The organism is Trichocoleus sp. ST-U2 (assembly GCF_039961875.1).
In the GTDB taxonomy this organism is placed as follows: Bacteria; Cyanobacteriota; Cyanobacteriia; order Cyanobacteriales; family FACHB-T130; genus FACHB-T130.
Genome location: NZ_JAMPJY010000004.1, coordinates 31,022 through 56,005 on the forward strand (window position 1 = coordinate 31,022; position 24,984 = coordinate 56,005).

At 47.5% G+C, this 24,984-nt stretch carries 18 protein-coding genes and 1 tRNA gene; 7 read left to right on the forward strand and 12 right to left on the reverse strand.

What is annotated here, in order from left to right; genetic code table 11:
• Positions 1-85 precede the first annotated feature (85 nt).
• From gndA to NC996_RS03645, 4 genes are all read left to right on the forward strand, one after another.
• The gene (gene gndA, locus NC996_RS03630) at positions 86-1,582 is read left to right on the forward strand and encodes an NADP-dependent phosphogluconate dehydrogenase (RefSeq protein WP_190524674.1); all 1,497 of its coding nucleotides are present in this window, start codon (positions 86-88) and stop codon (positions 1,580-1,582) included.
• A gap of 342 nt (positions 1,583-1,924) precedes the next feature.
• Positions 1,925-2,998 carry a tocopherol cyclase family protein gene (locus tag NC996_RS03635; protein ID WP_190415634.1) on the forward strand — a complete coding sequence of 358 codons (1,074 nt, stop codon included), beginning with the start codon at positions 1,925-1,927 and terminating at the stop codon, positions 2,996-2,998.
• 49 nt (positions 2,999-3,047) lie between these two features.
• A tRNA-Arg gene (locus NC996_RS03640) sits at positions 3,048-3,121 on the forward strand.
• Between the two features lie 143 nt (positions 3,122-3,264).
• Positions 3,265-3,942: a YdcF family protein gene (locus tag NC996_RS03645; protein ID WP_190415635.1), complete on the forward strand. Its 678-nt coding sequence runs from the start codon at positions 3,265-3,267 to the stop codon at positions 3,940-3,942.
• Here NC996_RS03645 and NC996_RS03650 read toward each other — a convergent pair.
• The 7 genes from NC996_RS03650 to plsX form a co-directional block, all read right to left on the reverse strand.
• The gene (locus NC996_RS03650) at positions 3,881-4,183 is read right to left on the reverse strand and encodes a DUF2288 domain-containing protein (protein ID WP_190415638.1); all 303 of its coding nucleotides are present in this window, start codon (positions 4,181-4,183) and stop codon (positions 3,881-3,883) included. The two genes, NC996_RS03645 and NC996_RS03650, sit on opposite strands and share 62 nt — an antisense overlap.
• A 74-nt stretch (positions 4,184-4,257) precedes the next feature.
• On the reverse strand, positions 4,258-5,307 hold the full coding sequence (locus tag NC996_RS03655; RefSeq protein ID WP_190415744.1) for an AI-2E family transporter: 1,050 nt from the start codon (positions 5,305-5,307) through the stop codon (positions 4,258-4,260).
• A 181-nt stretch (positions 5,308-5,488) separates the two neighbouring features.
• Positions 5,489-6,148 (reverse strand): 1-acylglycerol-3-phosphate O-acyltransferase, encoded by a 660-nt coding sequence (locus NC996_RS03660; protein WP_190684607.1) that lies wholly within the window; start codon positions 6,146-6,148, stop codon positions 5,489-5,491.
• Positions 6,141-6,278, reverse strand: coding sequence for a hypothetical protein (locus NC996_RS03665; RefSeq protein WP_190428837.1), 138 nt, complete (start codon positions 6,276-6,278; stop codon positions 6,141-6,143). The genes NC996_RS03660 and NC996_RS03665 overlap by 8 nt, the downstream gene beginning before the upstream one ends.
• A complete protein-coding gene (gene fabD, locus NC996_RS03670; RefSeq protein WP_190415641.1) occupies positions 6,268-7,155 on the reverse strand; it encodes an ACP S-malonyltransferase in 888 nt (295 codons plus the stop codon). The genes NC996_RS03665 and fabD overlap by 11 nt, the downstream gene beginning before the upstream one ends.
• Positions 7,156-7,391: 236 nt before the next feature.
• Positions 7,392-8,390 carry a beta-ketoacyl-ACP synthase 3 gene (locus NC996_RS03675; RefSeq protein ID WP_190524670.1) on the reverse strand — a complete coding sequence of 333 codons (999 nt, stop codon included), beginning with the start codon at positions 8,388-8,390 and terminating at the stop codon, positions 7,392-7,394.
• 127 nt (positions 8,391-8,517) lie between these two features.
• Positions 8,518-9,549, reverse strand: coding sequence for a phosphate acyltransferase PlsX (gene plsX / locus NC996_RS03680; RefSeq protein ID WP_190415645.1), 1,032 nt, complete (start codon positions 9,547-9,549; stop codon positions 8,518-8,520).
• Between the two features lie 351 nt (positions 9,550-9,900).
• Here plsX and NC996_RS03685 point away from each other — a divergent pair, with 351 nt between their 5' ends.
• Complete coding sequence (locus NC996_RS03685) at positions 9,901-11,226, forward strand: D-alanyl-D-alanine carboxypeptidase (RefSeq protein ID WP_190684610.1); 1,326 nt, start codon at positions 9,901-9,903, stop codon at positions 11,224-11,226.
• Positions 11,227-11,364: 138 nt separating this feature from the next.
• On the opposite strand, the gene lptC is transcribed toward NC996_RS03685, so the two are convergent.
• The 3 genes from lptC to metG form a co-directional block, all read right to left on the reverse strand.
• Positions 11,365-12,534 carry an LPS export ABC transporter periplasmic protein LptC gene (lptC, locus tag NC996_RS03690; protein ID WP_190684613.1) on the reverse strand — a complete coding sequence of 390 codons (1,170 nt, stop codon included), beginning with the start codon at positions 12,532-12,534 and terminating at the stop codon, positions 11,365-11,367.
• A 38-nt stretch (positions 12,535-12,572) separates the two neighbouring features.
• Positions 12,573-13,181 (reverse strand): NYN domain-containing protein, encoded by a 609-nt coding sequence (locus NC996_RS03695; RefSeq protein ID WP_190415651.1) that lies wholly within the window; start codon positions 13,179-13,181, stop codon positions 12,573-12,575.
• A gap of 166 nt (positions 13,182-13,347) precedes the next feature.
• Complete coding sequence (metG, locus tag NC996_RS03700) at positions 13,348-14,940, reverse strand: methionine--tRNA ligase (protein WP_190440769.1); 1,593 nt, start codon at positions 14,938-14,940, stop codon at positions 13,348-13,350.
• Positions 14,941-15,349: 409 nt separating this feature from the next.
• On the opposite strand from metG, the gene NC996_RS03705 reads away from it, so the two are divergent.
• Together NC996_RS03705 and NC996_RS03710 are read left to right on the forward strand one after the other, a co-directional pair.
• Positions 15,350-16,072 carry a lysophospholipid acyltransferase family protein gene (locus tag NC996_RS03705; RefSeq protein WP_190430404.1) on the forward strand — a complete coding sequence of 241 codons (723 nt, stop codon included), beginning with the start codon at positions 15,350-15,352 and terminating at the stop codon, positions 16,070-16,072.
• 228 nt (positions 16,073-16,300) lie between these two features.
• A complete protein-coding gene (locus NC996_RS03710; RefSeq protein WP_190440765.1) occupies positions 16,301-17,116 on the forward strand; it encodes an alpha/beta hydrolase in 816 nt (271 codons plus the stop codon).
• Positions 17,117-17,327: 211 nt separating this feature from the next.
• Here the strand turns inward: NC996_RS03710 and NC996_RS03715 are convergent, their stop codons facing one another.
• Entirely contained in the window at positions 17,328-23,627 is a 6,300-nt protein-coding gene (locus tag NC996_RS03715) for a CHAT domain-containing protein (protein WP_242037510.1), read from the reverse strand.
• Positions 23,628-23,867: 240 nt separating this feature from the next.
• Positions 23,868-24,707, reverse strand: a complete 840-nt coding sequence (locus NC996_RS03720; protein ID WP_206754641.1) for a COP23 domain-containing protein — start codon at positions 24,705-24,707, stop codon at positions 23,868-23,870.
• Between the last annotated feature and the right edge of the window lie 277 nt (positions 24,708-24,984).

Below are 24,984 nucleotides of genomic sequence, written 5' to 3' on the forward strand. Positions count from 1 at the left end.
CTTTAGGGAAAACTCTCAGGATATCGGGCTACTCTGAAGGAAAAGCAACTGTTCAAAAGCATTGCAGAGTTGAACATTGAATCTTATGACACAGCAGAGCTTTGGTGTGATTGGTTTGGCGGTCATGGGCGAGAACTTGGCGCTGAATGTGGAGCGTAATGGGTTCCCCATTTCCGTCTATAATCGCACTCCAGAAAAAACGGATGCCTTTATGGCTGAGCGAGCGCAGGGCAAAAATGTCTATGCTGCTTATTCCATTGAAGATTTTGTCCAATCCTTAGAACGCCCTCGCAAAATCCTGATTATGGTGAAAGCGGGTGCGCCGGTAGATGCGGTGATTAACCAGCTCAAACCGTTACTGGATGAGGGTGACATCATTATTGATGGTGGCAACTCCTTATTTGACGATACCGCTCGTCGCACCCGCGAATTAGAGCCATCTGGGTTCAGATTTATCGGGATGGGCGTCAGTGGAGGTGAAGAAGGAGCGCTGAATGGCCCTAGTCTGATGCCGGGAGGTACGAAAAGCTCCTATGAGTATCTGGAACCAATTTTGACGAAAATTGCGGCTCAGGTGGATGATGGCCCCTGTGTCACCTACATCGGCCCTGCGGGTGCCGGTCACTACGTCAAAATGGTACACAATGGCATTGAGTACGGCGATATGCAGCTGATTGCAGAGGCATATGACTTGCTCAAGAATGCGTTGGGGCTAGACGCGAACCAACTACACGAAGTATTTGCCGAATGGAATACCACTGATGAACTCAATTCTTATTTGATTGAGATTACAGCTGATATTTTCAATTACCGAGACCCCGACACTCGTCAGCCTCTGGTCGATGTGATTCTCGATGCGGCTGGGCAGAAAGGGACGGGTCGCTGGACGGTGCAGAGTGCGCTGGAGCTGGGGATCGCTATTCCAACGATGACGGCGGCGGTGAATGCCCGGATCATGTCTGCCTTTAAGAAGGAACGGGTGGCGGCTTCAGAGATATTAACGGGTCCTAGCGGCAAGTATGAGGGAGACGCCAAAACCTTCATTAACCAAATCCGTGATGCTCTGTATTGCTCGAAGATTTGCTCTTACGCTCAAGGGATGGCGCTATTGAGTTCGGCGTCGAAGGCTTATTCCTATGACCTGAATTTGAGCGAAACTGCCCGGATTTGGAAGGGTGGTTGCATTATTCGAGCCGGATTCTTGAATAAGATTAAATCTGCTTTCAAGGACAATCCAGAGTTGCCGAATTTGCTCTTGGCTCCTGAGTTTAAGCAGACCATTTTGGATCGCCAGGATGCTTGGCGGGAAGTATTAGCGCAGTCGGCGAAGCTGGGGATTCCAGTTCCGGCATTCAGCGCGTCGCTAGATTACTTCGATAGTTACCGACGCGATCGCTTGCCGCAAAATCTTACCCAAGCTCAGCGCGACTACTTTGGTGCTCATACCTACGAGCGCATTGACAAAGCAGGCTTCTTCCATACCGAGTGGACTCAAGTCGATGAGGAAAGCGTTCAAACCTCTACGCCTGAGCCACTGCAAGCCCAAGACCCTGCGGAAGCTGTACGCACAACGATTACATAAATAGGAGTAGTCGGGCGGGCAATGCCCGCCCGACCGTCGTTGTCGCGATTTCAACAGCTTTTGGCTCCGGACGCCAAAAATTTAGGAAATTTCCAGATGGAGGGTCGTTATTCTTCTGGGTAGACGCTGCGCGATCGCGTCTTTCTCCAGCGTTTTCAGGTGAAAATTGAAGGCAACTCCTCAGATCCTTTTTCTTTGCGATTCATGAGCCAGATTTTTCTAATAAAGAACTCTGCCTACACGAATTCATGCACAAACTGGATCTGGGGTATTTGAATCCAGCATCCAGGGAGCAGAGAATGGGCGATCGCTATTCTGAGAAACAGTTAGGAATTTGAATTGATGCAAAATCCTTTACAAACGCCTCACAGTGGCTACCACTGGGACGGCACCAGTCAGCGTTTCTTTGAAGGTTGGTACTACCGCGTCACCTTACCAGATTGCGGACATACCTTTGCTTTCATGTACTCCCTCGAAGATCCCCTAGGCAATCAACCCCACAGCGGCGGTGCTGCCCAAATTCTGGGTCCAAAAGATAGTTACCTTTGCCGGACTTTCCCAGATGTCAACAAATTCTGGGCATCGCGGGACGTTTTAGCCTTGGGACACTGGGGCAAAACCGATTTATCCACCAAACCCGCCTACCTCCCTCCAGAGGCTTTTGAGCGTCACGTTCAAGATGGCTATCAAGCCACCGCTACTTGGCATCAGGGAGCTTTACACGATCCCGGCACAGGTTCCCAAGCGCGTTGGCAGTATGAAATTAAACCTGTATATGGATGGGGGAATCCAAATCAGCCACAACAATCAACAGCCGGATGGTTATCTTCTTTCCCGATTTTTGAACCGGGATGGCAAATTTTGATGGCTCACGGGCTAGCAACTGGCTGGATTGAGTGGAATGGAAAACGCTACGACTTCACCAACGCCCCTGCCTACGGTGAAAAAAACTGGGGGCGCTCTTTTCCTCAAAAATGGTTCTGGCTGAATTGCAATGGTTTTGATGAGTCTCCAGATATCGCCTTAACGGCTGGTGGAGGCAGACGCAGGGTGCTGTGGTGGATGGAATCGGTAGCGATGATTGGCTTGCACTATCAAGGAAAATTTTATGAATTTGTACCCTGGAACTCGAAAGTAAGTTGGAATATCGAGCCTTGGGGCAGCTGGCAAATGCAAGCTCATAACTCCGAGTTTGAAGTTGAGTTAACCGCTATTACAAATCTACCGGGGACTCTCCTGCGTGCCCCCACGCAAAAGGGTTTAATCTTTTGTTGTCGCGACACGATGAACGGTCAAATTGACCTGGAACTGCGCCAACGGGGTGACAAATCTAAAATCATCCTGAAAGCTGGCAGTTCTCTATGTGGATTGGAAACAGGCGGTGGCCCTTGGGAAGAAACCTGGCGGTCTACTTAAATTCAACTGGGTAATGCTGCCCTTGGGCTGCTATGATCGCCTTAGAATTGGGGCTGTAGCTCAGTTGGATAGAGCGAGCGCCTCCTAAGCGCTAGGTCGCCGGTTCGAGCCTGGCCAGTCCCGTTGTCTGCTACTCTCTAAAACAGTTAGTCGCCCCGTGGAGTGTATCTATGTGGACGCTAGCTAGGATAGGGAATTTTAACCAGTTAGCGATCGCGCTTCGTGCGTATCGTTTCCCATGTAAACACGGCTTTTTCAATTGATTGATGATCCTGAAAATTGGTGCTAGCCGACAAAAACACTTGTCTTCCAAGCCTTCGCGCTCTAAAAGTAGATATTCTCGGCTGCTAATGCTCGCTCTACCCGTGGCGCTGTGGTTTGGTTACAAGGAAGTTAAAAAAAGCCTGGTCAAACCCCAGGCAATGTTAGTTTTGGGTGGCTCTACCTCAGCCTTGGAGCGGGAGAAGTTGGCAGCAAGAATGGCTCGTCAGCATTCAGATTTGCCCATCTGGGTTTCTTCAGGTAGCACTAACAAAGCTTACGTTAAACGGGTTTTTGCCAAAGCTGGGGTTGCCCCTAGTCGCCTGCATTTGGACTATCAGGCGGTGGATACGGTTACGAACTTTACGACGCTGGTTGATGAGTTGCAGAGTCTTGGGATCACCAGCATCTATTTAATTACCTCTGACTATCATATGCGCCGCGCCAGAGTCATTGGAGAGATTGTTTTAGGCAGTCGGGGCATTACTCTAAAGCCCGTGGTCGTGCCTTCGGACATACCGCAGGAGCCGATTGAGAAATCAATTCGGGATGGAGCCAGAGCCATTCTTTGGGTGACTACCGGCTATACGGGAGCCACCCTCGGTCAGTCATCAAATCAGATTAAGCAGGAATCGTTGCCGTTTCTTTCACCAAGACATAAGGCGACACAATCAGAGCACTGAATCGCTTGTTTTTGTTGTCGTTCCAATCTTGTTTCTGAGCTTCGGAGGGCTTGTAAATCAATTGTTCGCTAATCCAGTGCTGCACAGAGGAAACATCATCATTAGCGATCGCTACCCCAACATCTAGCAAGTCCAGCTCTTGAGCTACGATAACCACAGCCTCCCGTTCCGCATGAGGCATCAGCCAGTTCCACTCAGCCTCATCTAGCAATTCTGCTAATTCTTCTCTTAAACCCTGCATTTTTACTTGTTTTGATTCCAGTAAATTTTATTTTAATCCATTTTATAGAAGCTGCTACTCTTCATGTCATTCCTCTAAGATTCTGCTTTCATTTCGTCAATTTCAAATAAACTGACAATGACTCCAGTAATCGGAATTGCAATAAAAATTCCGAGTAATCCTGCTACTCTAGCACCTACTAGTAAGGCGAAAAATACGACAACTGGATTAATATTAAGCGAATTTTGCATAATCCGGGGCGTGATGAAATTGTCTTGTACTTGCTGGATTATGATACAAACAACAACTACTTGAACGGCTAACCAAACACTCTGAGACAATAAAATAAGAAAAACAATACCCACCCCTAAAGTAGCTCCAATCCCAGGGATTAAATCGAATAATCCAGCAATAATTGCCAAAAGTAAGGGAAATGGTACATTTAAAATTAAAAAAACCAAAAAAGTAGTCGTAGTCAGAAATAAACATAAAACCATCTGTCCTCGAAAAAATCCGAGAAACTTGCGTTGAATGACAATGGTAAATCTATTTTGTAAATGTGCGGGAACCAGCTTAAGAATAAGCTTCCAAAGCTTTTCTCCATCTAGCAACATAAAAAAAGAAATAACGGAAATTAATATCAAATTAAGAAAGTTGGCAAAAAATACTTGTATAGTCGTTAAGCTATAACCGATTCCTAACCCCAGCGATGAGACGATTTGATTTTGAAATTGTTCTTGAATTATGCTCAAATTTACTTGAACATTGAATCTTAAAAGAAATTTTTCTATTTGATAAGCCAAAGGAATTAAAGAATTTAAAAAGGTTGTTAAGCTAGAAATTAATTGTTGCCCTTGCGATACAACTGTTAAACCAACTGTGACAGTAAGACTAGCAATCACGATCATGCCTAGAATAAAGACCACGGTAACAGCAACACCGTGAGGCACAAAACGAGTTAGCGATCGCACGGGATAACTCAGTAGAAAAGCGACAATAGCTGCAAATGTAAAAATGACAATAACTGTTTCAAAGTAAGCTAAAATTTTTACAAACGCCCAGCCAGAAGCAACGAAAAGCAAAAATCTAACCAATGCCAAATTGTTCAGACGCTGCAAAAGATACTTGGCAGAAGGTTCGCTCATTTCTTTTTGGGATGGTGATTTAATCCAGAATCCCGGTGATTGACTCATTTCTTTATTGAATGAAGCAATAGCCGGATATCCAGACAGATTTGGAATAACCTAATCCTACTGAAAGCGCAACTGTCAGGACATCATCCCAACGTTTTAATTTCGCCGAAAAAATCTTGTCTTTTGAAATTCTTTAACGGCCTAAATCGTGTAAAGCATGAATCGCTGTGGCGCATTTTTGCGTTACCGCCTGTAACTCATCCCGGTCTGTTGAATTAGGAGGCTCAATTACCTGACCAATCCGCACCGTTACTGGCACCGGACGCGGAACCAGCGAACCTTTCTTAAAAATCGCTTCCGTACCCCACAAACTAACGGGCAGCAACGGCACCTTCGCCTTAGCGGCAATCAGCGCAGCACCTAGCTTTGGGTCTGAAATTCTGGCGTCTGGCGTCCGCGTTCCTTGTAAAAAGACACCGACTGCCCACCCTTCCTCTAGGAGAGACAGCGCCGAACGAATCGCACTCCGGTCTGCGGAACCCCGCTTGACGGGGTAAGCACCATACAACTTAATTGCCTGCTTCAAAACAGGGACTCGAAACAGTTCTTCTTTTGCCATATACGCTACGGGTCGTCGCACGCAGCAGGACAAAATCGGCGGATCAAAATCACTGGCATGATTGCTAACCACTAGAAGTGGTCCAATCGGAGGAACGTGTTCGCATCCATAAATCCGACCTCGCAGGTAGGCATGAAGCACGGGGCTGACCACCGACCACTTAAACAGGTGGTATAGAACTAAACTCGAAACAGGCTCGCGGCTTCTGCCTAGATTAGATAATTCGCTATCCACCGTACTCTCGCTGTAAACCTTTAACCACCTTGTCTGATTTTTCTCGTTCCCTGGCTGATGAGGGAAGGAGGGAATTTTTCCATTCTCTCACTCGCACGCGCTGTTGCGGTCGCCGGACTTTATTCTGCATTCGGCAACTCTGCAACACTACCCACGTTTTCCAAAGTTAAATCGGGGCAAGTACGTTTAATTAAACCCGTAAGGACTTTCCCTGGACCAATTTCCACAACCTGCGAAATTCCTTGTACTGGCAATTGTAGGGAAATTTCTCGCCACCGCACCGAGCCGGTCATCTGACGGATGAGGCGCTCTTTTAAAATATCAGCGTCCACCGATGGGACAGGTTCCACATTTGACAGCACTGGCACTTGAGCAGAATTAAATGGAACTGACTCCAAAACTACCTGGAACTCGGCGGCAGCTTCCGCCATTAAGGGAGAGTGAAAGGCTCCTGAAACATTCAAGCGGACAACACGCTTAACCTTTACTTGACTTAGCACTGCCTCCACCGCTTCTGGCGTTCCAGAGATGACGACTTGGGCGGAACTGTTGTCGTTGGCTAACACAACGTCGGGGGTCTGCTGAATTTGTTGTTCTAGCTGTTCGCGGTCAAAGCCAATCAGCGCTGCCATCATGCCATCGGACGCACTATCCATAAATTCTGCCCGACGTTTCACTAGGCGCAACCCCGCCTCAAAGTCAAAGACACCGGCGACGTAGAGAGCAACGTATTCTCCCAGACTGTGACCGGCAACGAGGTTAGGTTGATGTCTCCCAGCTTGCATTCGATCCGCTAAAATGCTTTCTACCACATACAGGCTGGGCTGGGTATAAAGAGTGCGGGATAATTTATCTTCCTGACTCTGACAGATTTCTGGTACAGACCAGCCTAAAATTTGCTCGGCTTGCTCAAATTTAGCCTTTGCCTCTGGCAAGTCTAATAAATCCACTCCCATTCCGATTGCCTGAGAACCTTGCCCAGGAAACACCCATGCGGTCTTTGTCATTGGTCATTGGTAATTGGTAATTCGTAATTGGCAATTAGCAATAGGTAATTGGAGAAAAGTTTTCAGTTTTAGAGGCGCAATTGATCGCGTCTGAGTTTTGGCTTAAAAAATTTCTTTCTTGCCTTAAAACTCAATCCTTAACACTCCTAACTTTCATTACCCACTACCGATCCACCTATCGAAAATTATTGGAAGCGGAGATCCGACCTCCGCAAAATTAAAAATCTAAAATTGATTTATCTGCCCCATTGGAAAATCGCTGCGCCCCACGTTAGACCCGCGCCAAAGCCGGAAGTAGCAATCATGTCTCCTGGTTTAATTTTGCCTTCTCGCACTGCTTCATCCAGCGCTAAGGGAATGGAAGCAGCAGAAGTATTGCCGTAGTTAGCAAGATTGCTAATGACTTTTTCGGCAGGAATCTTTAAGCGTTGGGCGACGGCATCAAGAATTCGCTGATTGGCTTGATGTAAAAGCAACCAGTCAATTTGTTCAATGCTGATATTTGCGCGAAACATTGCTTTTTCCAGCACTTCCGGCACTTTTTGCACGGCAAAGCGATAAACTTCCTTGCCGTTCATGGTGATGGGGTGGTAAGTGCCAGCTTGGACGTTGATCCCAGGAACCAGTTCTTTAGGCTGTGCCGTGTAGGCTAGGCTGAGGGATTTGTGCTGGGTTCCATCACTGCGGAGTTCAAATCCCAGCAGGCGATCGCGATCGCTCGCCTGCATGACAATGGCACCAGCACCATCCCCAAATAACACGCAGGTTCCCCGATCTGACCAATCTACCCAGCGCGACAGAATATCAGCCCCAATCAGCAAGACATTTTGATAGACGCCGGTGCGGATAAACTGCGATGCCGTAACTAGACCAAAGACAAATCCAGAGCAAGCGGCTGTTAAATCAAAAGCTACCGCCCTAGATGCTCCCAGTTGAAACTGAATTGCTGAGGCACTCCCGAACAAATCATCGGCAGTTGAGGTCGCCAGAATAATTAAATCCAGGTCTTCTGGGGCGATCCCAGCCATTGCGATCGCTCTTTGTGCCGCGAGTGTGGCGATCGAACATAAAGACTCCTCACCCGCCAGCCGTCGCTGACAAATCCCGGTGCGGCTGGCAATCCAATCATCGGAAGTATCTACCAGCTGAGTGAGTCCATGATTATCCAGAGAACCTGAGGGGATCGCAGAGCCGCTTCCGGTAATGGCGACGCCGACGCCTGTTTGTTGCAACATTGCTCTCCATGCTTGCTGGGGTCTTTAGGTATCAGCTATCAGCATTTTAGCTTTTAGCTAAATCGATTAATTCTAAACGATCGACGCTGGAATGTCACATTTTACACTTCATCCTTCATACTTGTTGCTATTCGCCGATTGCCGATTGTTTAGCACTGATATCTTGAGACTGAATCCGCTCCAGTACCTGGTTATCAACAGCTTCTTTCGCTATGCGAATCGCGTTAAAAATTGAGGGAGCCTGGGAGCTACCGTGGCTAATAATACAAATGCCTCCTACCCCCAACAACAAGCAACCGCCATGTTCTGCGTGGTCTACCCGCTGCTTTATTCGCCGCAAGTTTGGTTTCAACAGAGCCGTGCCGACTTGCCCGCGCAGTCCTTGAGGTAACTCTTCCTGGAGGATTTGCAATACTGCCTCGCCAACGGCTTCAGCAAATTTCAACAAAACATTCCCGGCAAAACCATCGCAAACGACCACATCAAAGTTACCCGTCAGGACATCTCGCCCTTCGGCATTGCCAGTAAAGCAAATTTGCGAATTCTCTTGCAGCCTTTGGTAAGTGCGAACCGCTAGATCGTTCCCCTTACATTCTTCTTCACCAATGTTGAGCAAGCCGACTTTAGGAACGTCTACACCCAGCACATACTGGCTGTAAATCGATCCCATCAGTGCGAACTGCTCCAAAAATTTAGGACGACAATCGACATTTGCGCCGACATCGAGAATTAGCACTGATTTACTAGCTACCATCGTTGGCAAAACTGCTCCGATGGCGGGGCGGTCGATCCCCCGAAGGCGTCCCAGTCGCAGCAGAGCAGATGCCATAGCGGCTCCTGAATGACCCGCTGACACTACTGCTTGGGCTTGTTTTTGTTTTACCAAATCCATTGCTACGTTGATCGAAGCCTTGGGCTTGCGTTTTAAACCACTTAGAGGCTCCTCGTGCATTTCAATTGTGCCCTCAGAAGGCACAATTTGAGGAAGATGAGAACTGGTGTGTTGCCCTAGGGAAGCTTCAATCTGATGAGGATCGCCCACCAGCAAAACCTCTACGTCTAATTCTTCCTGTGCCCTAAGCGCTCCAGCAACGATTTCGGCGGGGGCGTGGTCGCCACCCATAGCGTCAATTGCGATCCGTGCGCGAGTCGATCCCATTGATCAAAGTGATATAAACCTTAAAAATTCTACCAGTACCCGATGACTCGTGGAGAAACCGGGGCCAATCCGGGAGGATGAAACAGGACGCAGGAAGGATAAATAAAAGAATGCTGAAAAAAATGGTACTCCTAAATAGGTAAAGATAGAGAACTAGTTGTCCCACGGGAGAGTTTATCCATTTTCGCTTGCTCACCGATTACTCATTCCTTGTCCCTGCTTGTGCTTTACCTATACGCGAACTCCCGAAAAAATATCTTCATTCTGGCGGAAGCAATTTCCGCCTTGGGCTTTTTTTGTAGCTTGCACATCCGGCAGGCTCTTTGTTTAGTGAATAAAGGAAAGTGAGGAATGTTGCAATTATTTGGCTCTGGATTGGTAGCGCTGTGGATGAATATGGCTGGGGTAAAAACAACAGAGATAGATACTACCCAACTGGCTGCGTGGCGGGGAGTTCCTTTGTTTTCCCTCTCGATGGCGACCGATCCGGTAGCTGAAAACACCATGCGGCAATATTTGAAGGGCTGGAGCGCTAAAGGCATGGGGGAGGCGGCCCAAGGGGTGTGGATTCAGTCGGGTTCTATGCCCTTGGCAACTCATCAGGGAAATATTCCCTTACCGGCAGCTTCTTTGACCAAGATTGCGACTTCTGCTGCTGCGTTGGAGACTTGGGGTCCAGGCCATCAGTTTGAAACCTCAATTGGCACAACCGGGCCAGTAAGAAATGGAGTTTTGCAGGGAGATTTGGTGATTAATGGCAGTGGCGATCCCTTTTTTGTGTGGGAAGAAGCGATCGCTCTGGGGAATGCTTTAAATAAACGGGGCATCCGCCGCATCAACGGCAATTTGGTGATTGTGGGCGATTTTTACATGAATTACCAATCTCACCCTTATATGGCGGGTCAGATGCTCAAGCAAGCATTTAATCCCACCTCATGGCCCAGAGATGCCCAATATCTATACAATTTAATGCCCCCAGGAACGCCAAAACCACAAATTGCGATCGCGGGTTCGGTCAAAGTTTCATCAATTGCAATTCCCAAGCAAATTTTGTTGTTGCGTCATCGCTCAATGTCCTTGGCACAAATCCTCAAGGAAATGAACATTTACAGCAACAACGACATGGCAGAGATGCTGGCAAAAGCCCTTGGGGGGGCATCCGCTGTCGCTCAGGTGGGGGCTACGTCTGCCGGTGTCCCCCAACAGGAAGTTCAGCTGGTAAATGGCTCTGGTTTGGGGGTAGAAAATCGCATCTCGCCCCGCGCTGTTTGTGGAATGCTGACGGCGATCGAAAGTTATTTACAACCCCATCAGCTTACGGTAGCCGACCTCTTCCCGATATCGGGACGCGATCGCCGGGGAACGATGGTATCTCGCCACATCCCCACAGGCACGATTATCAAAACTGGCACCCTGCGCGATGTCAGCGCCCTTGCTGGGGTAATGCCGACACGCGATCGCGGTCTGGTTTGCTTTGCGATCATCAACCGGGGTGGTGATGTCGATGGTTTTAGAAAACAACAAGACCAAATACTTCAAAAACTGGTACAACGATGGGGCGTTCCCCCCACTCTACCAGCAGCGATTCTTCCTAGCACTGGGCGAGCTGATATTGCTGGATTTCTCGGTGACGCCAGTCGCAATGAAATTCTCTCAGATTTTCAAGCGCGACGATAATATCGCACAGCACTCATAATGATTCGTGAAGGCAAGATCCCCGACTTTCCAAGAAGTCGGGGATCTCAACCACTGGCATCTCACAACTCAAATAGGATTGCTATACCATTTTGGTTTTTATGACCATCGCTTCCCGATTCAAGGAATAATTTCCGTCACCACTCTGCTACTACCACCGTTAGCACCACCGCCACCCGTGACAACAACCGTTTGACCTTGAAACTTACCGACTGCTCTGGAACCCGTCAGGTGCAGCGGCGGGTCAACTTGTTGATGATAAATTACATTGCCTTGAGCATCGAATTCTTCAGTTGGAATATTCCAAGTCACCTGATTGGCGTAAAGTTGGGATTTATTCCGGCTGCCAACGCCTTGGACGCCACCAACTAGACGAGCCACTTTTCCCTTCAGATCCACCTGACCCCGGTTCCCCGTCAGCGTCACTTGCTGCTGCTGATGCACCACTTTCACAGGTTGGTCTGATGTAACCATTTGTGTGTTTAAGTTCCAGGTAACAGAATTCCCAGCGATTTGCACTGGCGGCTCTAAAGAAGTCATTTGAACATTCTTTGTCAGCGTTGCCATCTTCGTTTTCAGGTTTACCTGACCAGAATCTCCTGCTGCTTGCTCTGTCACGCGATTGCCTGTGTAGCGGTCAATCTGGATGCGGCGATCGCCAACTACCATCTGCTGGGGAATTTGCCACACTAAATGTTCGGTTCTCATTTGTACCGCTGGGTCTTTTGATGTTGCGACAATTTGACCCAATAATTCCATATGCTGCGACCGGCTAAAATATCGTCCTTCCTTCGCTGTTGCCACCATCTTTTGATGGGTGCCGACGAGATTTTGACGCACGATCACAACGTCTTCCTTTGGTCGCCACTCTAATTCATTCCCTTTTAAAACTGCCCCATTCCGAGGGTCTGTGGCAACAATCTGACCCTTCAGAAAGATTTTTTTACCATCCTCTTGAACTTCGCCACTATCTGCGGTGATTTGCATAATCATTTTTCCATCTTGGAACAAATCCCCGCTAGGATTTTGGATGCGAGCAGCTTTCTTATCTTTGGTATAAACTGCCTGCTTTGCCTTCACTTTCCACAAAGGTTGTCCCTTCTCATCTGCCTGATCCAGGGTCACATTTTGGAATACTAAACTCCCCTCAAAATCTGTCACGGAAGCAGTATCTTTCTGCAATTTTTTTTCCGTGCGTTTTTCGGTATTACAAGCACTAACTAAAAAAGTGAATAGCAAAAAGTAAATAGGCAAAAGAAATAATTTTTTGCGAGGAGCTACTTTTTTCATTTCTATTGCCTATTTATGTTTTTATTTCTTAGGTTGCGTTATCTATCTTCTTGGTCATCCATAAAGCCAATGCCCGACAGTGGACGGTAAGTATAATTTTGTCTGGGCGTCTTTTGGATATCTTCTTTGATGCTATCCAGGTCAATGTATCGATCTGATACATTGATTAAACTATCGCTGGTCATGGAGCGCAAACTGACCACTTCCACTCGGACACCCCGATAGCTAACGGCATCGACAGCGTAAGCTAAATCCCCATCCCCGCTGACGAGAACAGCGGTATCGTAAGAACCTACTAAAGCCATCATATCGACGGCAATTTCCACATCCAAGTTGGCTTTTTTCGAGCCATCTGGCAGCTGTACCAAGTCTTTGGCAATGACCCGGTATCCATTACGACGCATCCACAACAGAAAACCCTGTTGTTTTTCATTCGTGCGATCGACGCCGGTGTAAAAGAAAGAGCGCAACAAGCGAGATCCAGCGGTTAAGCGGCACAGCAACTTGGTGTAATCAATTTCTATACCGAGCTGTAGTGCTGCATAAAATAGATTTGATCCATCGATAAAAATGGCTACACGACCGCGATTTTCTAAAACCTGTTCTGGCGTGAATACAGAGTCGTTACTGCTGAAATTATTCAACATGATTGTTATGCCTCGATTTTTTTATGAAAAAAGCAATTAGCGATTTTGATGAACTTTTAGCTTTTGAGAGAGCGGTCTGTACCAGAGTTTTTACTTTTGTATGTATCAGCACCCGATGGTCAATCCGCCAACAGCCAACAGCTATTAGCTACTAAGACGAAACTCTTCAGGGGAGTTCCAGCCTTGGAAAAACAGGTCTGGCTTCACCTAAAGCTTGTCTTGCAGTTAGTGTTCCCCAAGTGGCATGAGCGGAAAACGCAGCCGAAACATCTATTAACGTTTTGTTATTAAAGTCAATTGAAAAACCTAGCTGTTGGTAAATGTCACTACTGATGGTAGGAATAATCGGTGATAGCAGATAAGCTGCTAGTCTAACAGATTCTAGAACCGCATACAGGACTTGTTCGACGGCCTGTTGTTGCCCTTGCTTATATAAAGTCCAAGGAGCTTGATCGTCAATAAATTTGTTGCTGGCTCGAATTAGAGTGAAAATATCTGCGATCGCATCACTAAACGCCAGAGATTCATAAGCTTGAGCAACGCGATCGCCTAAACTAAGGCCAATTGCTTTAATTGTGTTATCTGCGGGGATGTTTTCAGCTAAGCAGTCAGGCACGATGCCATTGCAATATTTCTTTGCCATGTTCATCGTCCGATTGAGTAAATTGCCCAGATCGTTTGCTAAGTCAGCATTGAGGATATTGATAAACCGAGTTTCGTTGAAATCTCCGTCTTGCCCAAATTCAATCTCCTTGAGAAAATAGTAACGAATAGCCTCAGCTCCGTAACGTTCGACTAAAGCGATGGGATCGATCGTATTACCAACCGTTTTACTGATCTTTCGCCCGTCTTTTGTCAGGAAGCCATGTCCAAATATTCGAGCGGGTAGCGGCAGATCCGCTGACATTAACATGGCAGGCCAATAGACCGCGTGAAACCGCAGAATGTCTTTACCAATCAGGTGCATATTAATCGGCCACCACTTGGATAAAGCATTCTCTAGCGTCGGTTCGCTATCTGGTTCGAGCAACGCCGTGACATAGCCCAGCAAGGCATCAAACCAGACATAGATGGTGTGGCTGGGATCGACGGGTATAGGGAAGCCCCAGTCTAAATTCACTCGCGAAATGGAGAAATCTTGAAGCCCCTGACTGACAAAGCTCAAAACTTCATTGCGGCGAATTTCTGGCTGGATAAAATCTGGTTGCTGGCGATATAAGTCTTCCAGCTGGCTTTGGTACTTAGAGAGGCGAAAAAAGTAGTTTTGTTCATCCCGCCACTCGACTTCTTTGTTGGGGTGGAGGGGGCAGTGGTGTCCTTCTAGAAGGTCGCGTTCCTCTTTGAATTCCTCGCAGGAGACGCAATACCAGCCCTTTTGTTGCCCCAAATAAATGTCGTTTTTTTCCCAGACGCGCAGGAAAAACTCTTTAACAATAGCTTGATGGCGAGAGTTCGTCGTGCGGATAAACCGATCGTACTGGATATTGAGTTTTTGCCAAAGGACATCGAATCCAGCCGCAATTTCATCCGAGTGAGCTTGCGGTGAAAGCCCTTTGGTTTCTGCTGTGCGCTGAATTTTCTGCCCATGCTCATCCGTGCCGGTAATCAACAGCACAGACTTTCCCCGGAGCCGTTCAAACCGAGCCACCACATCCGCCGCCATTGTTGTATAAGCGCTGCCAATGTGGGGTACGTCGTTCACATAATACAGTGGTGTAGTAATTGCAAATGAATTTTTACTTGTATGATTAGCACTCATAAATATAAAAAACAACCCCTTTCTTGCTTTTGATCATATACTTCGGGCTGCAATTTTGTATCTTTTCGTTATCTTGTCTTGAGAGTTCCACTTAGCTCCGGGAAATATAAGTATAAAATGTTACTTTTCCTTGACAAAATTAAAATCGTAAAAAATCTTTACCAGCGATTTCTACCCTGAGAGATTCGTATAGGTGAGGAAGTTACGTTAATAATTGTATTAAGAAAAGTTAAGTTATGGGGCGATCGATCGCATCTGCTCAACGAATAAAGTCCAGGCTTGGTAAAAAGTGGAGAATGAACTCAAGAGTCAAGATTCAGTCTACCTCTAGACTCTAGCCATTTATAATCAAGGCGATTGCCTGTTGACTGTAGCGATCGCGCTTCCTGCAAGAAAGCCTATAGAAAGCATGTCTTCAGATAACCCATTACAGATTTCTCGCTTGCTGATGAAGGCAATGGGAACGCAGATGTATATATACCATCAGGATCGCGTTCCTCAAGAAGGTGGCGTTTTAGTGGTGAGCAATCATCGCAGCGTCATGGATGCGCCAATCCTGATGGCAGCTTTAAATCGTCCGATTCGCTTTGCCTGTCATCACTACATGGGACAAGTGCCCGTGATGCGGGAGATTGTCAATCAACTGGGTTGTTTCCCTTTGGAGACGCCAGAACACCGCCAGCAAGATTTCTTTAACAAGGCAATCAGCCTGTTGCAGTCCCAGCAGGTGGTTGGGATATTTCCAGAAGGTGCCCAACCAATGGTAAGCCTAACCCAGCCGAATGAAATGAAAACCTTTCATCGGGGATTTGCTCATTTAGCTTTGCGAGCGCCGGTGCAAAATTTGGCAATTTTACCCGTGGCGATCGCATCCCAGGAAGAAACCAATAACTCGGCAATCCCTCTGCGATTATTAAGTTTATTTGACCCTTCCGAACCCCTATTTAAACAGGCAGGCTGGCATCCGATGGTCGTTTACCGTCGATCTAGCATCCTAATTGGGCGTCCCTGTTGGATTACGTCTCAAGTGCGGGAACAATATCAAGGAAAACAAGCCAAAACTGCTGTTGCCAGTCTTATCAATTACTGTCAGGAAGAAATTGCTGGTTTACTTCGTCAAGTTTGGTATTAGTTCGCAAGGATGGGAGTCTGCCATAGAATAAGAATTAATACCTACGTCTACAGGTAGATGGCTTAAGGGTAGGCAAATGGGCAAAGTCCGCTCTCAGTATCCGTCGCCTTCAAGAATTTAGACTTGCCTAGTTTTTCACCGAAGTGTCTTGAGTCCTCGAATCGTTCGCATCCGCCCCAAAGAAAGCAATAAATTTTTGACCTGTTGTTTTTAAATGGACATTACGAAATGCCAGACGTAAAAAGCCATCCTTGTTTTCTCACCCCCAGGCTGTTTAATCCAGACTGCCCGCTGTTCGTGTTCCTCCCAGGCATGGATGGCACGGGTCAATTGTTGCGAGCGCAGACCGAGGGGTTAGAAGCAGCCTTTGATATCCGTTGTTTGGTCATCCCAGCCGATGACTTGACCAGCTGGGACGATCTAACCGATCAAGTGGTAGCGCTGATTGAAGCAGAAGTAGAAAAACAACCTAATCGGTCAGTTTATCTGTGCGGCGAGTCATTTGGGGGCTGTTTGGCGATGAAAGTAGCGTTGCGATCGCCCGAACTATTTGACCGAATTATTTTGATCAACCCCGCTTCTTCCTTTAATCAGCGACCTCTGCTAGCTTGGGGATCGCTGGTGAGCGGCTGGATACCGGAAGTCCTCTACCGAGTGGGATCGGTGTGGTTATTGCCGTTTTTAGCTCATTTAGAACGGGTTGCACCGCGCGATCGCCGCGCCCTTCTAGACGCTATCCACTCCGTACCCCCAAAAACTGTCCTTTGGCGACTGTCCCTCATCAGAGATTTTGATGTTGATGCTTCTCAATTACGTCGCATCACCCAACCTACCCTGGTGATTGCTGGAGGTACAGACCGACTACTGCCCTCTGTAAGTGAAGCTCAGCGCTTAGCTTCTTGCCTACCCGACGCGGAAATGGTCATACTGCCGAAGAGCGGTCATGCTTGTCTTTTAGAAGCTGATGTCAACCTCTACGCAATTATGAAAGCTGAAAATTTTTTAGAAAGTCGGGATAAAGTTTCCCTATTGGCGGTTTCTTAGCGAGCCGTCATTCAGCAGGAGATATGAATTGAATAAAAGCTTGTCATTTTGTACGCTGGGAACCGACCTCGTGTCTATTTGTTCTGCACATTAAGAGCCTGCTGTTTGAAGTCCAAAACTGAATACTCAAACGGGTGTGATGGGTAGAGCGGCAGGAAAACTTATCCTAAAAACAATTCAGTTCGTCTACGTTGTGATGAGTCATTTGCTTTTACCAAGGATTGCCAATCATTGTAAAAGCAGACCAGTAATAAGGATGGGAGAGGACTTGATTTCCGATTCCTAGCAATTGGGGTGGCAAAGAGATATCCCCATTGCGAGTCCGTAACTTTCCTCCTTCCAGTCGCACTTGCCCCCTGAGCATCGCTAACTGAGATTGACGTAGCGCCTCTGCCTTAATCGGAGCTGTTTTTAGTTCCTCGTAGAATTCTGCCATTAGTCCTAGAGTTCCCTCATCGCTGACGTACCACAAACTTGCCAACGCCGATTTCACCCCTGCTTGCACCGCTAATCCCGCAAACCCCAACTCTGCCTGCTCGTTCCCCACTGCTGTGCGACAGGCACTCAGCACTAATAGCTCTACTGGTGGGTTGTCCCAACCCAGTTCCCGCCACTGATCGAGTCGCAACTTGGTGTCCCATAACTGAATATAGGAGTTGCTGGGAGAACCTGAATTAAACTCTCCGTGAGTTGCCAGGTGTACAATCTCAAACGGCTGTTGTTGACGCTGCGCCTTCAGATTCTTTAGCGTAAAATCTTCATTGAGAAAGGACTTGCCTTTCCACAGATAGGGCACGATTGCTGATAATTCCCTCGGTACTGCTGGTAAAGGATTTTTATCCGTAAATTTTGAGATGCCCATTGCCAAAACTTGAGCATTTTTCAAACTCTGATAGTGAGTATCGGTGAGGCTAAGGCTGGGCATCAAACCAACGCTGTAGCGCTCAAGGATAAACCCTTTACCATCGTGGAGGGCAGCGATGGGGATCGTGCGTAGACCCTCGTCCATGAGGAAGACAAGATTCTGAATATCGAGTCTTTGCAGATCTTTCTCTAGCGGTGCTAGCAGCCATTGATACATCTGCTGAGAGGATACTAGGTAGCCACGAGCGCTTTTAACGTTGGTCACTTGCGTCTGGAATTGGTTAGCAAGTTTGAGAACTTTTTGGCGGGTTGCGCCTGTGAGTCGTTTCCGAATCGGTTGTCTATCTGCCGTCACTAGTACGAGTTCCAGCTGATCTTGATAATTTTCCGTTTTTTGCGGTTCTAGGCTGTCAGGATTAATGGAATGATCAATTGAGGAAGATGGGCTTTTTGCCTCATTTGCTACCGCAGTTGTGGGAGTAAAAACGGCGTAAATGAGTGCCGCTTTGATACCGCTAGATGCTTCAATGCTTTGCAGGGTACTACGGGCATCGGAAAGGCTCCTTGTGGGGGTATCGCTTACGCCTAGATATTGTTCATATTCCTGGGTGAAGGGTTCGTCAATTTGAGCCAACGCAGAATCAACTTCAACCAAGGACTGACTGGTATTGGCCGGAGGGGAAAGCGAAGTAGTCTCCTGCGGTTGTGATGCTTCTTGCTGTGGGATTTCGACGGGCAGTGAGGGGGTTTGAGCAGGGATAAAATCGGGAGTAGGGCTGAAGGTGATGATTTTAATGTTGCCCTGGATGTAAGTGTCCGGCGGTACGGGTACTGAAAAGATTGTGGCAATCGTATTAGTTGCCCCACTGGTTATCGATCCAGCTGTCCCGTTGATGGTGGCATTCCCAACGACGAAGGGAGTGGTCGTGCTGCCACTGTGACGGATGGTGATGTCACCGCCGTTGGTTCCACCAGCGGTCGAAATACTGGAATTTAGACTATTGCGGTCTGTAAACGTGCCTGTAGCCCGAAAGAATTTACCAGCAGTAACATTAACAGTTCCGCCAGTGCCACTTCCCAGACTTTGGGCATTGATGGTACGGGTAGTAATGTTGCCGTTGTTAGCAGTTAAGCCGATCGCTCCCCCATTCCCACTCTGCGAGTAAGAAGACAACTTTTCAGTATCGATCGATCCCGTAGTGCTGTTGAGCGCGATCGCTCCCCCATTCCCACTCTGCGAGTAAGATTCTAGATTGCCGGTGGTGATGTCCCCGGTGGCAGAAAAGGTTATGGCACCCCCCGTAAAGGTTGTCGAGGCGTTAATGACCGATCCAGTGCTGATGCCTCCCGTTCCTGATATCAGCGTGATGTCGCCGCCTTTGCCAAAACCACTATAAGATATTGCATTCAAATTGCTGGTGGTAATGTCGCCCTTGGCAGAAAAGTTGAGCGCCCCTGCATCGCCATACTGAGAGTCAGAATACACCTCTAAAAGTGAAATTTTTCCAGTATTGCTCGTGAGAGTGATGCCACCCCCCGTGCCGAAACCATAAGTACCAGAATCTAGAGTGCCAGTTGTGATGTCACTGTTGGTAGAAACAGCGATCGCTCCTCCATCGTTATCAACTGACCAAGATTCCACGTTACCTGTCGTAATATTGCCATTGGCTTCTAGGGTGACAAATCCCCCGTAGCCTTCAGAGGAGGTTGTATCTAACAACCCAATATTAATGGCTCCTTGGTTACTGTAGATAGAGATATCACCGCCATCACCCTTCACTGACCAAGATTCCACTTTACTGGTGGTAATGTTGCCATTGGCTTCAAGGCTGATCGCGCCCCCAAAACCTTCCAAGGAAGTTGCATCTAGCGCCCCAGTTTGGATAGTTCCCTGGTTACTGTAGATAGAGATATCACCGCCATCACCCTTCACTGACCAAGATTCCACCTTACTGGTGGTAATGTTGCCTTTTGCATCAAACGCGATCGCGCCCCCAAAACCTTCCAAGGAAGTTGCATCTAATGCCCCAGTTTGGATAGTTCCCTGGTCACTGTAAAGATAAATATCACCAGCATCCCCACTGTTTGAGAAAGCGTTCAAGTCAGCGGTAGTAATGTTGCCTTTTGCATCAAATGCGATCGCGCCCCCATCACCACCCTTTGAATTTGATCGTACTTGTTGGGTGTCGATCGTTCCTGTATAGCTTGTCAGAGAAATTTTTCCCCCATTGCCATACCCATTTGAAAAAGCATGAATGTAGCTGGTGTTAATGTTGCTACCAGCGGTAAGGGTGATGTTTCCCGTAATGCCTGCACTCAGACCATAAGATCCTGTGTTGAGGATACCAGTGGTAATGTTGCCCTGAGGGGCAAATAAGTTAATCGAACCCGCATCATTAGTCTGGGAGTAGGAGAATAAGTCTCCACTTGTGATGCTTCCCCCACTGCTAATAACGGTGATGTCACCCCCAATCCCAGAATCATAGGAGCGAGAATCTAGACTGCCCGTGGTAATGTTTCCATTGGCAAACAGGGCAATCTCTCCAGAAAAACCATAATCTGACCAAGATTGCAAGGTTTTTGTTGTAATTTCTCCAAAAGCCATCAGCGCGATCGCACCGCCATTCCCGTCAAAAGTGGTCGCGTCTAAGATGCCAGTGTTAATGCTTCCTGCTTTGCTGGAGAGGGAGATATCCCCGCCATTGCCTTCAACCGACCAAGAGTTCAAGTCACCAGTAGTAATATTGCCGAAAGCATTCAAGGCGATCGCACCGCCGTTATCGCTATAAGCGCTAGTATCAAGCTTGCCTGCACTGGTATTGATATTGCCGAGGAAGCTGGTTAGCGTAATCTGACGACCGGAATTGATAATATTGCCAGTTGCGATATTTTGGTTGGCTAACAGGGTAAGCGTCGCGTTATCATCTCCGGCGAGAGTATAACCTGTCGTGGTTATAGAACCAGAACCTACGGGCGATCGCACGGTGACTGGATCGAAGAAGGTGGTGTTGCCAGCCAAAGTGATTGCACCGCTGCTATCTGCCCGTCCGATGATGATTTGAGAAAACCCATTTTCTAAAAAATTGAGTTCGCTGGTATTTAGATTTAAGCGGTTGTCGTTGACTGTCCCGCCAATGGTAATACCCAAACTGGAAGTCAGAGGCTGCAATTGAAGCGTACCGCTGCCCTTAATTTGCGGGGTGCCAGGATTCGTGGAGTCAATAAAATTAATTTCATTAGCGGTAAGAGTGATATTACCGCTACCCCCAATTCCAGTCGGATTAATGCTGCTGTCTTGTAAGAGAATGCCTGCTGCATCAATCGCACCAGTGCCATTGAGGGTAATCGCCCCTGTCCCAACAGATTCCACGACGCTTTCAGAGACAATAATAATCTCGTAGCTGTCGCTGCCCGTTCCCTTGACAGTGCCAGACAGATTAATATTTCCAGCTTGCGATCGCACTCTGCCGCTTCCATAAACAGCCGTTCCATCCTGACTTCCCGCCCCAGTGCCGCTGGTGCCTGTCAGGGTAAGATTCCCACTGTTGGATTGCACGATGCTGCCAATCGTGCCAATCGAAATGCCGTCATTGTTGAAACCCGTTCCGTTACTGGTACCGATTAGGGTAACGTTCCCCGTCCCAGTGGATGCTACATTGCTACCTGTAGATACCTGAATTCCATGATTGGCAAGTCCCGTTCCGTTGCCAGTACCCTGAATATTAATATTTCCGTCCACCGAACTCACTTTAGAGTTTTGGATGATTTCTACGCCGTCATTTGCATTTGTTCCACTTCCCGCCGAACCCGTTAGGGTAATCGTTCCGGTTCCGGTTGATTGCACCACACTGTTGTTTTGAATCGAAATCCCGTTGCTGGTAGTACCAGTACCGCTGGAAAATCCTGTGCCCGTCAGGTTAATATTGCCGCCTTGGACATTAATAATGCTGTTGTTGAGGAGAATGCGATTGGTGTAGGTGGCATTTCCTGAACCAACTCCTGTAAGATTGCCGCCGTTTGTAGTAATCGTGGCATTGGTAAAGGCGATCGCGCCGCTATCATTCTTGTCATTATCAGCAAAAAGATTGACATTCAACTTGCCGCTACTGGAAGCGATCGCTCCATTTAGAATAATGTCGTTGTTAGCTTGTAAAGTAAGCGCGGCATCTCCCCCAGATGTCTTGTTTATAAAAGCATTGCTATTTTGAGTAATATTTCCGGCCCCTGGAGAACCAGAAGCAGTTGCCGTGTCGAGGATAACGCTAGTGCCAGTATTCAGGGCAGCATTAATATTGGCAACATCCACCGTATTAGTGCCAATCGCACCGCCGCCACTATTCACAATCGTGATATCGGTCGGGTCAATCAGCCAAGTACCACCAATTCCCTGAGAGGCACTTGCATCCGGCGTACTGGTAAGGTTGAGAAACTGTTTGCTAGAAGTTTCAATCAACCCACCATTTCCAGAATAAATGCCTCCTCGCGCCGTCAGTATCCCGTAAATGCTAGCTGTATCATCTGCAAAGACAATGACTTTTCCACCATTCCCGTTGTGCAGTGCGTCGGCAGAAATCACCGAGTCGCTGCTAACCAATGTTTGTAAGGCATTTGGGACTTTGCCTTGACCCTGATAATCACCGCCAATCAGTACCGCACCGCCGCCATTAGTGCCCGAAGCGTTGATATTGCCACTGATGACACTCGCTTGGTTGCCCAAGACATAGACAGCGCCGCCGATTGGACCCGATACATTCAGGCTGCCAGAAGCAATGGCAGTACCCGGTTGTGTGCCAATCTCAGCACCAGAAGCAGTCAACCGTACCGTGCCATCGCTATTGACGGTTAATCCCGTGGCATTCGCGAGATTTCCGCCCGTTAGCAGCGAAGGGAGGGATAAAGGAGTAAAGGGTAGCGTGGCTGTATTTGAGGTAGGTAGCGGTTGAACTTCTAAACTTAGAGGGCTGCCGGGTAGACTCAGCCGCACTAATTTCTCACCCGGTACACCGACTACAGCAATTTGCCCCCCAGTCGCCCTCATCTGCCCCGTAGTAACTGCCGTGCCACCTAACAGGGTTAAATTCCCCGATACTGCCAAATTCCCCGCATTGATGATGCTTCCTGGTTGAAGAGTGTTAAAAATAAACTGGCTGGGCGTTCCGACCAATGTAGCGTAGTCATTCGCACCAATTGCATTAAACCAATTACTGCCAAAACCGATACCTGTGGCAGTGGTGGCGGTAAATGAAGCCGGTACATTCAGGCTGGCATGAGAACCGAAGATAATTCCCGCTGGATTCATCAAGAACAGATTGGAGTTTCCTCCCGTGACTTGGATTAATCCATCGATATAAGAAGCATTCCCACCTGTAACACGCCCTAAGATATTTTGAATATTAGGGTTAGAAAGAAAGTTCGCAATTTCCCCAGAATTTAATCCTAGCTGCTCAAAGCTATGAAAAAGATTTGCTTGATCTTTTGAAAGCGTGCCGCCGCTAATGTTAAGACGATTCCCATCTGGAGTAACAATTGTGCCAGTGCCGTCAGCCGCTGGGGTAATCGGCTGTGCTTGTACTGGTTGAAGCGAGTTAGCGATCGCTGTTAGTGAAAACACTACCAGTAACAGCCTTATATTTATAACGGCTGACATAGTTATGCACTTACCCTATTGTCAATATCCCTAAAGTAACATTGACAGATTCAACGTGTTAGGAATGCTTTTATTTGTTTTAGCTCCTAAGAGCGATCGCCATCTGTAAATAAATAAAATTGTCTGGCTTCCAGACGGCTCAATATTGGGAAGCCAAACAATTTTGTATCTTCTCTATTCTATTGATTGTGCTGATTATGCGATCGCGGGTTTGAGTCTCTTGTCACCCATCAACAACTTTTAACGGAAGTTACCAGGATTTAGTCGAGGATTGGCTCGATTCGAGCGCATCGGCACTCCGCCTTTCAACTGGGTGCCGGTGCCACCATCCGCTCGATCTAAGAAAGGTCGCAAGTTAACGCTTTGTGACCTACGGCTGGAGCGATTGGTGGTTCCGCCGAGGGAAGATAAGCCCAAGTTTAAGAGATCGTTGAGCATCTGAGCATCCCGACCCCCAACAAAGGTATTGACGCCCTCTGTCACCTGTCCGCTGTCAGCAATGCTGATATTTTGGAAAACGCGATCGCGGATTAACTGCGGATTTTCACCGGGAGGTACAGTCAGGACAATCCGACAGTCTGGATTTTTCTGAGTCGTGATGCAAACAACGTTGTAGTTATTTTCCACCGATGCCCGCATTTCCTGAAGACCATCGGGTCGATAAGATTCTAATCTGCGACTAATTTCGTTACAGCGTCTCTCCGCAGTCCAACCACCGCCTAAAGGACTGGGAGTTGCCCAAGCATAAGCTTGCTCGGGTTGGCTTTTCGGGTGATACATCACCATATACTGACTGTTCGTTAGCTGGCAGGTAAACCGTGGCTTGTTAGCTGTTGTACTATTCTCTGATTCCGTTCCTGGACTAGTGGTGCTATCTGGACTCCCATCGGTGTCTACCACAACATCCCCATCCGAGGTCTGAGTATTCTCATCTTCTACACCCGGCAGTTGCGCTTGCTGAACAGAACCTGCAAAGGCGATACCGCTATTCAGTAGCATTGCTACACCAGCAGATAAAGCCACACTTTTGACAACTAAGGACTTTGTCTCAGACGCGAACCTAGACAGATATGGTGACATATCAACAATCCTCCTGTATATTTTTTGGCTATCGTTAGCATCATTTGAATTAAATGAGCTAATTTCATAAATCTTTATAAATTGGTCTCCGTAGCGTATACTACGAAAGCACGACTAGAATCCCCCGCTTCCCTAGTAGGAATAAGGGTAAGAAGTCAGGAAAATAGCTCGTATTTTTTGAAAATTGTCAATCAGTGGGTACAGTTTCTCGTGTATCCAATGTTGCACAACATATCCCCCTAGATGCCATAGTGACGGGAAAACCGAAGCAAAGTTC